The 16,795-nt window shown below is 50.2% G+C and carries 2 protein-coding genes; both read left to right on the top strand.

Translation table 11 applies throughout. The features are described 5' to 3' along the window. Nucleotides 1-256: 256 nt before the first annotated feature. The gene (locus AC0YN0_RS27980; protein ID WP_475824234.1) at nt 257-7,504 is read left to right on the top strand and encodes an immunoglobulin-like domain-containing protein; all 7,248 of its coding nucleotides are present in this window, start codon (nt 257-259) and stop codon (nt 7,502-7,504) included. A gap of 531 nt (nt 7,505-8,035) precedes the next feature. Next, on the top strand, nt 8,036-16,753 hold the full coding sequence (locus tag AC0YN0_RS27975; RefSeq protein ID WP_475824233.1) for an immunoglobulin-like domain-containing protein: 8,718 nt from the start codon (nt 8,036-8,038) through the stop codon (nt 16,751-16,753). Nucleotides 16,754-16,795 lie beyond the last annotated feature (42 nt).

Here is a 16,795-nt window from a genome sequence, read left to right as displayed (position 1 = left end):
TTACGTTATTGCACGTACGCTTATCGCTCTTTGAATCCTGTTGTTTTTTTGAGTTTTTGAAAACGCTATCATTGTATCGACTGTGGACGGACGCGCTTTACCAAGATCGGTAAAAAATGATTCTCACACAGGGGGCTGATCAAGAGTAGATAGACAACGCATGAAAGGTTTAGTAGTTGCTAGCTTAAATGTTGGCTAAAGAGCTAAGGGATCTCTGCAAAACCTAAAAAATATGAAGTATGGAGGAAATTTCATAATGATGAAGAGACGGTTATTAGCATCGTTACTTGTGACAGCGATGCTACTTACTTTGTTTTCTCCGGTTATGACAGTCAGCGCGGCATGGGGGGATAATGTAAACCTGTTGACCGTAAATGCAGGTACAGATAGTAATACGGCGACATCAACTGCTGCGCCGGATGGACAGACAGCATGGAGTCTGAATACCGGAACCTCGAAGAACGGAGCGCCGTGGGACAATCTCTTCACGCCGAATGTGTCGCCTCTAAGAGATGTATCAGCTTATAAGGACGGCTACTTTGTATTCGAGATGTACGTTCCGAGTGAGAGCTTCAAAAGTATGCAAGGAAATAACTGGCTCGTCATCGTAAGCGACAGCAATCCCTCTAGTGACAAGTTCAACAATGATTCTCGTCTCCAGCTTAATCTAAGCGGTGTCACGAATGCGGCGGTGGGCACATGGGCGACGGTCTATACGAAGTTATCGTCTTCAAGTACCGTAGCTGGTAACTTCAATGACGCTTGGTTGGACAAAGTAACCAGACTGGCTATGCATCTGCAATGGGGTACGAGTGTCCCTAGCACCCCGGTCTTCATCAAGAATCCGCGTTTCCAGAAAAGCAATCTAGGCATTCCCCTCTCACCATCAGCGGTTCCCGCACTTAACGTAGCAACGAGAACAGCATCCACGAACGCACCCGCTACCGGGCAAGCGGTGGAATTCGCAATAAGCCAAGATGGGAATGCTCCTACATCCGGTTGGGCAGATGGAATTCTCAATAGTGGCGTGTATTCATATCAATTCGCCACATTACCCTCGGTAACTACCTACTATGTATTCGCGCGCACGAAAGCAAACAGCAGTTATCCCTTCATCGGCGCATCTACAAGAACTACGGTAACATCTACTAGCGATCAAACAGTGGTTAACAATGCAGCAGCGTCTCTGACATGGGATACGATTAAAGGCAGTAATACTTCGGATACCGATGTGAAATCAGCACTTAGTCTTCCGACGCTAATAGGAACAACGAACGTCGCATGGACCTCGAACAATGCGGCAATTAGCAGCATCGGAATCGTCAATCGGTTGTTGAATAGAGAAATAGACAAAACCGTCGTACTCACAGCGACCATAACGAAGGGCACTGCAAGTACTACAAAAGCCTTCACTGTGACGGTGAAAGCTGCGCCGGCGGCGGTCAACGCTCAGGCTGCGACATTCTTCCCTAATTCGAATGAAGGAGCAAATGCTGTTGCACCGGACGGCAACAATGCGTTCAAGCTGGGCGCTGGAAGAATCGGAGCAGGCATCGAACGGATCTGGGATGCTCGCTTTATTAACAGCAGCGGCAACCAGGATCTATTAGGTTACGCGAATCAATATTTTGTATTTGATATGTATGTTACGCATGCGGATCTATTGAATTTCAATGGGAACAACTGGATTGCCATATCTGCTGGCGGCAATAATATTGACACCAATTCGCGTCTTAATCTTAACGTTAGCGAAATGCGAAATGGACCTGCTAACGGATGGATTACGGTACGTGCGCAATTATCAGCAGCCAATTCTCCGAATGGCTTCAATCCCGTTAATCTGGATACGGTAGATTCAGGAAGATTGCAATTGCAATGGGCAGCTCTGCCCCAAGGCGACATCTATATCAAGAACCCGCGCTTCCAGAGCACTGCGGATTCACCTAGACCGATTCCCGCAGCTGTTGTGACGGCTAGCAACGTAACGTTATCGTCAGCAGCGCCGACGAACGGTCAGGCTGTGCAGTTCGCGATCAACACGACCGGCAGCACTCCTGCAGCAGGGGATTGGACGACGGGTACTCTGAGTGGAGGCGTGTATTCCGCGACATTAACGAAACCAGCAGGGAACATCTACTATACATTCGCTCGCACGGCTCAAAGTACGCAGTATCCTTTTGCAGGAACGCATACAAGAGTTCAAGTCGAGTATAATGCCGATAGTCAGGCCATAGCGGATGCAGCCGCTAATCTGACTTGGAACACGATCAGAAATGCGAATACCGTTCAATCCGAAGTGAAAACGGCGTTGACGCTTGCGACAACAGGTACGAATAGTACTTCTATCGCATGGTCGGCTACACCGACAGGTATCATTAATACAGCAACTGGCAGTGTAACTCGCGACGCTAGCCAAGACAAAGCCGTAGCCCTTACGGCGACAATAACCAAAGGCAGCGGAACGCCTGTTACAAAAACGTTTAATTTGACCGTACTCCGTACGGCTGCCGAGCCTGCTACAGTGTTCATTGACATCAACGATGCTAACACATTCGTTCAATCGAGCAATAAGCTTCAAGGTAGCGGCATTGGCATCAGCCTGAGCGGAGACATTACCCCGGTGGTAGTCGCGCCACAAAGTGGTGTAGGCTCTGCGCAGGTAGGCGATTTCATGTACGTCATTGTAGATGACCTTAAGCTTAAGCAAGTCAACAAGGTCCAATTAGAGGTCAAATACTGGAGACCGAGCGCAACCGGCGGTATTTCGTTACACTATAACACCGTATATCCTGGCAGTTTCTCCGGGTATGATGCGTACCGCTCAGCGAGCCTTCCGGCGACAGGAAGCGGCAACACTTGGGTAACTTCACAAGTTGTGCTTAACGGATCTAACTTCGCGATAGGCGCACAAAATCAAGGCGCGCACTTACGTTTCGCTACAGCAGGAGCAATCATTCAGAGCATTCGAATAACCGAAATTGCTCCAACGGATGCAGAAGCGATACAGCTTGCTTCAGACGCGCTGACTTGGGACGCGATCAAAGGCGCGAATACCAATCAAGATTTGGTTGAAACCAATCTGACTCTTGCCGCATCAGGCTCGGCGGGTACGAACATTGTGTGGACATCTAACAATAATACGGTTATTAACAGCACCACCGGCGCTGTTAATCGCCAAGCAAATCATGTATCCGTAACCCTTACGGCTACAATAAGCAAAGGTACGGCAACTTCGGTTGTTAAAACCTTTAATATTGTCGTTCGCGGAACAGGTATCGGAACCGACGAGGGTGCAGTAGCTAATATGATCAACAAACTGACATGGAATCTAATCAAAGGCGTAAATACATCTCAGAGTAATGTGACAACGAACTTAGTGCTTCCGTCGACGGGCGAGAATACGACGGATATTACATGGACGACATCCGCGGCTAATCTCATTACCGCAGCAGGCGTAATCCCGACCAGCCGTCCAGACAGCGGCGGTACGGTAACGCTTACGGCAACGGTAAAGAGAGGTCTGGCAGGCGCTCTTGTAACCCAGACTAAGTCATTCGTGCTGACAGTCCCGAATCGATACGATTACGCGAAACATATGAGAACGGCAATCGATCAGGTGAACGACGCGAAGGATTGGGCGATCTCTGACTTTAACGTACTCGCTTTCGGTGCAAAGACAGAAGCGATGGCAGCGACAGAAGGCTTAGTTAACTTCGATAACAGAGCGGCATTCCAAGCGGCGATTGACGCGGCTTACAATGATGGCGGCGGCGTAGTGTATATTCCAGCGGGGACCTATGCGTTCCGTTCGGAGACTACCGGCACAATCAGCGTGAAAAGCACGACAGGCAATACAACCTACTCATACAAACAAGTATTAAACTTGCGAGCAGGCGTACAGCTCCGCGGCGAATGGGATAACCCGGATGCGGCTGGTTACGATGGCAAAATCGACGGAACGATTCTCGCAGTCTATGCCGGACATAACTCCGCTAACTATGACACGTATGTTGACTCTGACGAGCGTGAGAACCAGACTGGCGGCAAAAAAGTAGCGAACGTGTCCGATCGATTCATCGACATGGAGCAAGGCACAGGTGTAACCAACCTGTCCGTATGGTACCCGAATCAGGATATTAATGCGACAACCCTTGTTGAGAAGAGAAACGCAGATGGTCAGAAGACAGGACAATTTGAGAACATCAAAGGCATTCCGTATCCGTGGACGTTCTATCAAAGAACCGGAAACAGCGTGACGCTGGATAACGTGACTTTGGTCAACGCTTGGGGAGGTTTCATCTCCCTGCCGAGCGAGATGCATTATGTGCTGAACAGCAATATGACGGCTCTCTACAAGGGCATCGTGGTTCACACCTGTACGGACATTGGGCGGATCGAGAACGTTAATGTGAATCCGAAATACTGGGCGAATTCGGGACTGGGCGGCGCACCTTCTCTAGCGAGCGCAAGAACGTACACAAGAGCGAATGCGACCGGATTCATGATGCACCGTTCCGACTGGGAGTACGTATCGGGATTGAACATTTCCGGATACAAAACGGGGATGTGGATCGGAAGAGAGCCTGGCGGCGACGAAGCTCCGAACGCGCAGTTCTACGGAGTGAAGGTTGAAGACAGTGTAACAGGTATGTACATTGACAACGTCAACGGCTTCGGTCTGCTGATCTCCAATTCCGAATTCGGCGGCGATACGGCAGTACAATTCGACGAACGCTTCAACACGTCGGTTCAATTCAACGGTGTTGCATTCAAAGGTCCAATTGTAAGCAACGCCAGAGGCGGAGTTATATCGTTCGAGGACAGTACGTTCGATCAATATAGCAATTACGCGCTGAATTTCCTTAACCGAGGCAACGCACTAATCAGTCAGAGCAACTTCAAGCAGGCTGGCAACCATGTCAATCTTGGAGCCAATTTCGGGGCGTTCAAATCGGTGAACTCTGGCTATAACTTAAACATCGAGAGCGCTAACCTTGCCGCGCATATCAGTAACCTGAACCTTGACGTAGACGGTGGCGGCAGCAGCACGACCAAACAGATCGTCAATGACGTCGAATATTTGTTCGAACCGATTCCTAAGAATGTCAAAACAGATATTGACGTACATCCAAAACCGACATCGGACGCAGTGCTCAGACTTGACTTCCCGCGCTCGTTAACAAGCAGCGCACCGACCGTGGATATCTCTGTGAGATTGCAGGAAGCGCTCAACTATATTAAAGCGAATCACGGCGGCGGCACGATCTATCTGCCAGGCGGAAGATATCGACTGGATAATCCGGTCATTGTTCCTGAGGGTGTTGAGCTCAGAGGAACATGGGATGTGCAGCACCATACACAAGGCGGCGGCACGGCGATATTCACCAATTATACCGGTGGCGCTCTGGGAGAGAATGGAGCTTCTCTCATTCAGTTGAAGGCGGGCGCAGGTCTCCGAGGACTTATCATTACGCAAGCCAATATCACTAGCGTCAATCTCACTAACCCTGAGCAAACGCTCAAAGCTCCGTTCTTGGTACAAGGACAGGGTGCAGGCGTATATGCGATCAACCTAACGATCCCGATTGGGGATAAAGGAATAGACCTCGCATCCTACAAAACCGACGGTCACTATGTCGATTATCTGGGCGGTACGCTCCTCAGAGCAGGCATCTGGGTAGGAGGAGGCGCAGAAGGCGGATTTATTCGCAATATGCAATTCAATCCGCATTACGCATTGCGACTTCCAGGAGGTCAAGGATACACGGCACCTTCAGGCGATTTGTACGGATTCGTACAAAGATACATGAGTGCGCTCAAATTCGCTGATGTGGAAGATCAGACGATCTTCAACAATTTCGTGTTCGGTTCGGTATACGGCATCCACTTCCTGAAGAGAAATCTCGGGAATGGCCAGTTCGCATATCCGGGCAAGATGACGATGATCGGTCACGGTTCGGACGGAACGACGTACGCTCTCTATGTGGAAGACGCGGACCAACATACCAAAATCATCGCGATCAACTCGGAATTGGTTAATACGAACATCGCGACAGAGCCGAACAGATCGTATGTCAGAATGGGCGATGTTGCGAATACGACCAAAATCCACCCTAACGCGGAACTTGTCCTATACAACAGCGCGTTCTGGGGAAGTCCGACCGTAGCGGGAGCGATCGTCAATAACGGTATCGTTCGATTCCAGCAAGCTAACTTCACTCAGTTGCCTGGCGACAATCCGGGTATAGAGGTCACTGCCGGCAAAGCACATGTGTACTCCTCTTACTTCCAGCCGTCTAAGAACGGTCAGAATAACAATGTGTATGCCATGCTGCGCCAAGGTGGGACATCGATCGAGCTAAGCAATAACTATTATGCATCTGGTCTCAGAAACAGCGCCCCAGCGAATAACCCGTACGGTATTTACGGTGCGGATTTGGCGGCGGAGCCGTTCGTATTCAACATCACTCAAAATGGAGCAGCAAAGCAATTAAACGTTAAGTTTAATGTCGGAGGAAGAACCTCTGCACCGGGGACATTAACGATTGCTTCCCCCTCTGCATATGCTGGAGGTTTCACTCCGGTTCCATTCGCCGGTCTTGCGGCAGGCCAATCCGTAACGGTAGATTTACCGCATTATGTTGCAGGCTTGGTCACCTTCAAGCTACAGCTCAACGATGGCAAATCCTATACGTATAAGGCCAAAGTTGACTCGGCTTATGCGGAGAAGGTAAGCTCTGTCGGCTCGGAGAACCCGGCGAAGATTGCTACAACACCGACATATGTAATGAACACCGAAGATTATGTAACGATGGGAACATGGAACGGTCCGCAAGACCTCAGTGTACAGTCGCGCTTCGCATGGGACAATAACAATCTATATGCGTACATTATCGTTACGGACGATGTGCACTATAGCAGCCAGACCGGAGGCGACATATGGAAACAGGATAGCTTGCAGTTAGGCATTGATCTACTCAATCCTGCGACCAACAGCACGACGCGGAATGAATTCGGATTCGCGCGAGGCAATGGCGGCGGTAACGTCGTATGGGCATGGACTCGTCCTACAGGCTCCAATGCACCGACTGCTCCGATCTCGAATATCGTGGCCAATATTACGAGAGATGAAGCTACGAAGACGACGATTTACGCTTTGACGATTCCGTTCAATACGCTTCATAATGCTCCTGCAACGCTGCTCGCGAACGAAAGAATCGGCGTATCGGTCATGCTGAATGAGTCTGACGGAGCGAACGAGTCTGACGGTACCAGAACCACATTCGAAGTTGAAGGCGGACACCTGAAGAATTCGAGTTTATTTACAGCGTTACATCTGTTAACGGCAGGCGAATACAATACAATGCTTGAGGCATCGGCAACCGCTGCCGTCAATAAAGCTGTCACGTCTGGATCAGCTGCAGATATCGCTATGGCACGTAACTTTATCGCGATTATGCCAAACGGCCAAGCTAAGACAGCGTTACTGGCGTTACTTCCGTAGCAAAGCTGTGAAATCTACAAGCACTAAAGAAATCCCCGGTGTCATTATGCGCCGGGGATTTTTTTGTGCGCCACGCATGGCGACTTTTTGCAAATTCGCACTCTAAGTTCATGAAGGTAATATTGCCCCCGTAAAGGATAAGACTGCCTCATTGGAACTCTATTGCAACACTCGTATGATAATATCAGTCCACATATTTACAGAGTGTGTTCGGGAAATGATTGCAGGATAAGAAGAAGTAGTGAGATTACGTTATTGCACGTACGCTTATCGCTCTTTGAATCCTGTTATTTTTTTGGGCTCGTGAAAACGCTAACATCGGATCGGTTGTGGACGGATGCGCTTTTTTAAATATTTTACATACGGAAGAGTAGAGGTGATGCGGTGGCGGCGGGCATACAAGCGGGAAAGTGTTGACAGGCCACACATGAGGGGTTCAATCATTATGAATTGTTGCGCTAATCGTATAGAGGTTAGAGTTATGGGATCTCTTCAAAACCTAATTACTTTATGCATGGAGGAAATTTAAGCATGATAAAAAGACGGTTATTAGCATCTTTACTTGTGACAGCGATGCTACTTACTTTGTTTTCTCCGCCTAGAACGGTCAGTGCGGCATGGGGAGATGACTTAACTCTCTTGACCGTAAATGCGGGCGCGGATGGAAATACGGCGACAGAAACCGTTGCGCCGGACGGACAGACAGCGTGGAGCTTAAACACCGGAACCTCGAAGGCCGGAGGACCTTGGGATAACCTCTTCACGCCGAATGTGGCGCCTCTAAGAGATGTATCCGCCTACAAAGACGGCTACCTTGCGTTCGAGATGTATATTCCGAGTGCGAGCTTCAAAAATATGCAAGGAAACAACTGGCTCGTCATCGTGAGCGACGGTAATAATGACTTTAACACCAATTCTCGTCTCCAGCTTGATATAAGTGGTGTCACGAACGGAGAGGTGGGCACTTGGGCGACGGTCTATACGAAGTTATCTTCGTCAAGCACCGTAGCCGGCAGCTTCAATGACGCCTGGCTAAACCAAGTAAACAGATTGGCCATGCATCTGCAATGGGAGACGAGTGTCCCTAGCACCCCTGTTTTCATCAAAAACCCGCGTTTCCAGAAAAGCGCGTTAGGCGTTCCGAGTTCGCCTTCAACGGTTCCCTCGCTTGACGTAGCAACGCGAACCGTAACGGCGGACGCACCTGCTAGCGGCCAAGCTGTGGAATTCGCAATTAGCGAAGATGGAATCGCTCCAGCATCCGGTTGGGTGGATGGCGTTAATATCGATGACGTGTATACGCATCAATTCGCCTCATTGCCTACAGCAGATACCTACTATGTATTCGCTCGCGCGAAAGCTGACAGCAATAATAACTTCATCGGTCCATCTTCCAGAATTACGGTAACGTCTATTGACGAACAAACATTGGTAGATGACGCGGCGGCGTCTCTGACATGGGATACGATTAAAGGCAGCAATACTTCGAATACCGATGTCAAATCACAGCTTATCCTTCCGACAGCTATCGGAACAACGAACGTAGCATGGTCTTCGGACAATGCGGCTATTAGCAACACAGGAAGCGTAAATCGTCTATTGAATAGAGAAGCAGACAAAACCGTAGTACTCACGGCGACAATAACCAAGGGTACTGCAAGTGCTACGAAAACGATAACTGTGACGGTGAAAGCCGTGCCGGCGGCGGTAAACGCTCAGGCTGCGACGTATTTCCCTAATATCGAAGAGGGAACGAACAACGCGGTTGCGCCGGACGGTAATAACGCGGTTAAGCTAGGCGCTGGGAAAATCGGCGCTGGCGCTGAGCGGCTCTGGGATGCCCGCTTTATTAATAGCGGCGGCAACCAGGATTTATTAGGTTACGCGAATCAATATTTGGTATTTGATATGTTCGTTACGCATGCGGACCTGCTGAATTTCAGCGGCAATAACTGGGTCGCTATCGCATCCGGCGGTAACAATCTGGATACCAATTCGCGTCTTAACCTGAATGTCAGCGAAATGAGAAACGGACATGTCAATGAATGGATGACGGTCTATGCGCAATTATCGACGGCCAATTCTCCGAATGGCTTCAATCCCGTTACTTTGAACACGGTGGAGTCAGGGCGGTTGCAAATGCAATGGGCTGCCGTGCCTCAAGGCGACATCTATGTGAAGAACCCGCGTTTCCAGAATAACGTGGATTCGCCGAGACCTATCCCTGCATCTGTTGAGGTATCGAATAACGTTACGGTATCGTCAGCAGCGCCGGCGAACGGTCAGGCTGTGCAGTTCGCGATCAACACCACCGGCAGCGCTCCTGCAGTCGGCGATTGGACGACGGGGACGCTAAGTGCAGGCGTGTATTCCGCGGCATTCACCAAACCCGCAGGCAACACTTACTACACTTTCGCGCGTACGGCTCAAAATACGCAATATCCTTTTGCAGGAACCCATACGAGAGTGAAAGTGGAGCATCTGGACGACGATCAAGCGATAGCGGATGCGAAAACGAAGCTGACTTGGGACACGATCAGAAATTCGAATGCGATTCAATCCGAAGTAAGAACGGCGTTGACGCTGCCGACAACAGGTGCGAACGGAACGGCTATCGCATGGTCGGCTGCACCGACAGGCATCATTGATACGACAACCGGCAGTGTAACGCGTGACGCTGACGAGGATCAAGCCGTAACGCTTACGGCGACCATTACCAAAGGTGCTGCAGCACCGGTTACTAAAGCTTTCGTTCTGACAGTAGCCAGTACGAGCAACGAGCTTGCCGAAGTGTTCATTGACTTCAATAATGCTGCAACCTTTGCTGAAGTTGATGAAATTGGAAGCGGATTCGGCGACGGCGGAGATCCGGCGGGTCCGTATCCTGGCCTTCAAGGCGACGGCATAGGCATTAGCCTCACCGGTGACGGCAGCGCGGTTGAACGAGTAACGCAAGACGGTGTTAATGCTGTGAAGGTTGGCAGCTTTATATACGTCATTGCAGACGACCCTCAGCTTAAGCTGGCCAACATGGTCGAATTAGAGGTCAAATACTGGAGACCGAGCGCAGCCAGCGGTATTTCGTTGCAGTATAACACCATCTATGCCGGCAACTTCTCCGGGTTTGATGCGTATCGATCAGCAAGTATCCCGGCGACAGGAAGCGGCAACGCTTGGGTAACGTCCAAAGTTGCGCTTAACGGAGCTAACTTTGCGATCGGAGCGCAGAATCAAGGCGCGCACCTCCGTATCGGTACGGCCGGAGCCATCATTCAGAGCATACGCATAACCGAAATTCCTCCAACGGATGAACAAGCGGTCCAGCTTGCTTCGGAAGCGCTGACTTGGGACGCGATCAAGGGCGCCAATACGAGACAAGATCTGGTTGAAACGGATTTGACGCTTGCCGAGGCGGGTTCGGCGAGAACGCACATTGCGTGGACATCTACTAATGAGACGGTCATTAACAGCGAAACCGGCGCAGTAGCTCGTCAACAAGCCAATGAAGCTGTAACCCTCACGGCGACTATCAGCAAAGGTACGGCCGCACCGGTTGTAAAAACGTTTACGATCGTCGTTCGCGGAACAGGTACCGGAACCGACGTGGATGCGGTGAATGCGATGGTGAACAAGCTGACATGGGATTTAATCAAAGGCGTGAATGCTTCCGAGGATAATGTAACAACGAACTTGGTTCTTCCGTCCATGGGCGACAATATGACGGATATTACATGGGCGACATCCGCTGCTAACCTCATCACCGCTGCAGGCGTCATACCGACGAACCGTCCGGACGGCGGCGGTACGGTAACGCTTACGGCGACGATTAAGAGAGGTCCGGTAGCTGCTCCTGTAACCCAGACGAAATCTTTTGCGTTGACCGTTCCGAATCGCTATGATTACGCCAAACACATGAGAGAGGCAATCGCTCAGGAAAACGACGCGAAGGATTGGGCAATATCCGACTTTAATGTCATTGCTTTCGGTGCGAAATCCGTAGAGATGGCAGAAACGGAAGGCTTAGTTGATTTCGATAACAGAGAGGCCTTCCAAGCGGCGATTGACGCGGCTTATAATGACGGCGGCGGCGTCGTCTATATTCCGGCGGGAACCTATGCGTTCTATACGGAAACGACCGGCACGATAAGCGTTAAAAGCACGACCGGCAATACAACTTACGAATATAAGCAAGTATTGAATTTGCGGGCAGGCGTACAGCTCCGTGGCGAATGGGATAACCCGGATGCGGAGGATTACGACGGTCAAATCGACGGGACCATTCTCGCCGTCTATGCCGGACATAATTCCGCCAATTATGACACGTATGTTGACTCTGACGAGCGTGAAAATCAGACAGGCGGCAAAAAAGTAGCTAACGTGTCCGATAGATTCATAGACATGGAACAAGGCACGGGCGTAACGAACCTTTCCGTATGGTATCCGAATCAGGATATTACTGCTACGACGACTGTTGAGAAGAGGAACGCAGACGGTCAGAAGACAGGGGAATTTGAGGACATCAAAGGAATTCCGTATCCGTGGACGTTCTATCAGAGAACCGGGAACAGCGTGACGCTGGATAACGTGACTCTGGTCAACGCATGGGGAGGCTTCATCTCTCTGCCGAGCGAGATGCATTATGTTCTGAACAGCAAGATGACGGCTCTCTACAAGGGCGTCGTGATTCACACTTGTACGGACATCGGACGGATCGAGAACGTTAACATGAACCCGAAATACTGGGCGAATTCGGGACTTGACGGCGCACCGTCCCTAGCGGACGCGAGAGCGTACACAAGAGCGAATGCTACCGGATTCATGATGCACCGTTCGGACTGGGAGTACGTATCGGGATTGAACATTTCCGGATACAAAACGGGGATGTGGATCGGAAGAGAACCGGGCGGCGACGAAGCTCCGAACGCGCAGTTCTACGGATTGAAAATCGAAGACAGTGAAACAGGCATGTATATCGACAACGTCAACGGTTTCGGTCTGCTGATCTCGAATTCGGAATTCGGCGGCGATACTGCCGTACAGTTCGACGAGCGTTTCAACACATCTGTTCAATTCAACGGTGTTGACTTCAAAGGCCCGATTGTAAGCAACGCCAGAGGCGGAGTTATATCGTTCGAGGATAGCACGTTCGACGAATATGACAATTACGCGTTGAACCTCCTTAATCGAGGCAACGCACTAGTCAGTCAGAGCAACTTCAAACAGGCAGACAAACATGTCAATCTCGGAGCCAACTTCGGGACGTTCAAATCGGTCAATTCCGGTTATAACCTTAACATCGAGAGTGCTGACCTTGCCGAGCACATCGATAATCTTAATCTTGACGTTAAGGCTGACGGTAGCAACACGACCGTACAGATCGTGAATAACGTTGATTATCTGTTTGAACCGATTCCGAAAGACGTAAAAACGGATATTGACGTACACCCGAGACCGACATCGGACGCAGTGCTTAGACTTGACTTCCCGCGCTCGTTAACAGGCAACGCTCCGACCGTGGATATATCGGCAAGACTGCAAGAAGCTCTAGATTATATTAAAGATAATTACGGCGGCGGCACGATCTATCTGCCAGGCGGAAGATACAGGCTGAATAATCCTGTTATCGTTCCCGAGGGTGTTGAGCTCAGAGGAACATGGGACGTACAGCATCATACGCAAGGCGGCGGCACGGCAATATTTACAGCTTACACCGGTGGCGCTCAGGGAGAAAACGGACCTTCTCTTATTCAGCTGAAGGCAAACGCAGGTCTCAGAGGACTTAACATCACGCAAGCGAATATAACCAGCGTCAACCTAGCTGACCCTAACCAGACGTTAAAAGCTCCGTTCTTGGTACAGGGACAAGGCGCAGGCGTATATGCCATCAACTTAACGATCCCTATTGGGGATAAAGGCATAGACCTTGCTTCCTATCGCACCGACGGTCACTATGTCGATTATTTAGGCGGCACGCTCCTCAGAGCAGGCATCTGGGTCGGAGGAGGCGCGGAAGGCGGATTTATTAGAAATATGCAATTCAATCCGCATTACGCGTTGAGACTTCCAGGAGGTCAAGGCTATACGGCACCTTCCGGCGATTTGTACGGATTCGTACAAAGATATATGAGTGCTCTCAAATTCTCTGATGTGGAAGACCAGACGATTTTCAACAATTTCGTATTCGGTTCGGTGTACGGCGTACACTTCCTGAAACGAGATTTGGGGAACGGCGAATTCGCTTACCCAGGCAAGATGACGATGATCGGTCACGGTTCGGACGGAACCACTTACGCTCTCTATGTGGAAGACGCGGACGAACACACCAAGATCATCGCGATCAACTCGGAATTGGTTAATACGAACATCGCGACGGAGCCGAACAGAGCCTATGTCAGAATGGGCGATGTTGCGAATACCGCCAAAATCCACCCTAACGCTGAACTTGTCCTATACAACAGCGCGTTCTGGGGAAGCCCGACGGTAGCGGGAGCGATCGTAAATAACGGTATCGTTCGTTTCCAGCAAGCAAACTTCACTCAGCTGCCTGGCAACAATCCGGGTATAGATGTCACCGCCGGAACGGCGCATGTATACTCCTCTTACTTCCAGCCGTCCAAGGATGGCCAGAATAATAATGTGTATGCCATGTTGCGCGAAGGCGGGACAGCGATAGAGCTTAGCAACAACTATTACGCATCCGGGCTCAGAAACAGCACCCCGGCGGGTAATCCGTACGGCATTTACGGCGCGGATTTGATGGCGGAACCGTTTGTATTCAACCTAACCGACAACGGCGACCAACAACAAATCAGCTTCAAGTATAATGTCGGAGGAAGATCCTCTGCGCCTGGAACATTGTCCATTGTTTCACCGGCGGCTTATGGGGAAGATTTCACGCCAGTCGCATTTGAGTCGCTTGCGGCAGGCGAATCCGTAACCGTAGATTTACCGTATTATGTTGCAGGTCTAATGACATTCAAGCTTCAACTCGAAGACGGAAAATCATACACCTATACGGCCAAATATGATGCGGCTTACGCTGAAAAGGTAAGCTCTGTCGGCTCGGAAAATCCGGCGAAGAGTGCCGCAACTCCGGCATTCGTAATGGATACCGAAGATTATCTAACGATGGGGACGTGGGATGGTCCGCAAGACCTCAGCGCAGAATCGCATTTCACATGGGACGACAGCAATCTATATGCGTATATTGTCGTTACAGACGATGTGCACTACAATAACCAGTCCGGCGTGAATATTTGGAGAGAGGACAGCTTGCAGTTAGGCATTGATTTACGCAACCCTGTAAACAACAGTACGCTGCGGAATGAATTGGGCTTCACGCTCACCAATGACAACCAAGTGGTCGTATTCCCTTGGACTCGTCCTACAGGCGGCAATGCGCCGACTGCTCCGGTAACGGATATCGTGGCAAAGGTTACGAGAGATGAAGCTGCGAAAACGACGATTTACGATCTGAAAATTCCGTTTAATACGGTGCATATCAATGCTGCATCGGAGCTCGCGAACGGAAGAATCGGAATATCGACGATGTTCAATGAATCGGACGGCTCGAATGAATCGGATGGTTCCAGATCGACATATGAAGTTGTAAGCGGACACTTAAAGAATTCAAGTTTGTTTACGGATTTATACTTGTTAAACGCAGGCGAATACAATGAAAAGCTTGAAGCATCGGCAACGGCTGCCGTTGATAAGGCTGTCGCTTCTGAATTGGCTGCCGATATCGCTATGGCTCGCAACTTTGTCGCTATTATGGCGGACGGCGCAGTGAAGACCAATCTTCAGAACCAGCTCGATGCGATCGCCGTGTCCTATACCGTCACGTTCAAGGATTGGAATGGAACGGTCCTGAAGACGGAAACGGTGAATCATGGACAGGATGCAACCGCACCGGCGCAGCCGTCGCGCACAGGTTACAATTTCACGGGATGGAGCGTCGCATTCACGAATGTGAGGTCGGATTTGAACGTTGTAGCGCAGTATACCGCTATTCCGAAAAATCCGAGCAATTCAGGCAATGGATCGATACCGTCATCTACAATTAGCGTAGATAGTAACGGAAACGTAACGGTTAGCACGGCGCCAACGATGAATGATTCGTCCCAAATTGCACAATCCAACTTGTCCCAAACCGAGATTGAAAATGCATTCGGACGGGCAACTGGAGATTCAAAACAGATTAAAGTAAAATTATCCGGAATCGAGAATGCGAAGGGTTACGCATTAGGGATTCCGACCTCCTGGTTCAAGGGAGACACGGTTAGCTCGGTCGTTATCGAAACACCGTTTGGCTCGGTTGTCGTGTCGAGCGCGATGTTGAGCGCAGCTCAATTGCAAGGCGCCGGCCAAACCGTAACCATCGTTGTTCGCCAAGCGGATACGAGCGGATGGAATCAACAGCTTATCGATGAGATCGGCGATCATCCGGCATTGGATCTGTTGGTCATGTTCGACAACAAAGTAGTCGCTTGGAGCAATACCGAAGCGCCGGTTACAATCATGGTACCGTATACACCGACGGCATCGGAGCAACAAAATGCCGATCAGCTTGTCGTCTGGTACGTAGACGGCGAAGGCAATGCAACTCCTGTTCCTAACGGCAGATATGACAACGAAACGGGCCAAATCGTGTTCCGAACTTCGCACTTTAGCCAGTATGCAGTCGTATATGCAGCGCCTAAGTTCAGCGACTTGTCGCGTGTAGCTTGGGCAGCCAAGGCAATCGAAGCGTTGGCGGCTAGAGGCATAGCCCAGGGGACGTCAGAAACGACCTTTGAGCCAAAGACTGCAATCAGCAGAGGGGAATTCCTCGCGCAATTGATCAGACTCCTTGAGCTGGACGCTGCATTCACGGACAACTTTGCTGATGTGGATGCAAGCTCGCCATATTACAAAGAGCTTGGAATCGGCCGCGCACTTGGCATTGTCGCAGGCGTTGGCGGGAACAAATTCTTGCCTGATACGGAAATCAGCAGAGAAGATGTTGCCGCAATCATTAAGCGTGCACTTGATCTATGGCAGAACAAGCTGCCGCAAGTATCGTCCAAGTCAATCAACGATTTCAAGGACGGTGCGCAGTCAGCGTCCTATGCAAGAGAAGGCTTGGCTTATCTGCTTAACGTCGGTTTACTCCAAGGAAACAGCAACAACACCTTGAATCCGAAGGGCAACCTGACTCGCGCAGAAGCAGCGGTTATCTTGTATGGAATCTATACGCATTCACACTAAGGAATAGAGAGAAGAAGCCAGGGAGAGCTCCCTGGCTTCTTC

Source organism: Paenibacillus sp. J22P218, from assembly GCF_056269195.1.
This window is presented reverse-complemented; position numbering and strand designations above follow the sequence as displayed.

Bases quoted from the DNA above. Each gene is read 5' to 3' on its own strand.
- AC0YN0_RS27975 (WP_475824233.1), top strand. From the start codon at position 8,036: ATGATAAAAAGACGGTTATTAGCATCTTTACTTGTGACAGCGATGCTA.
- AC0YN0_RS27980 (WP_475824234.1), top strand. From the start codon at position 257: ATGATGAAGAGACGGTTATTAGCATCGTTACTTGTGACAGCGATGCTA.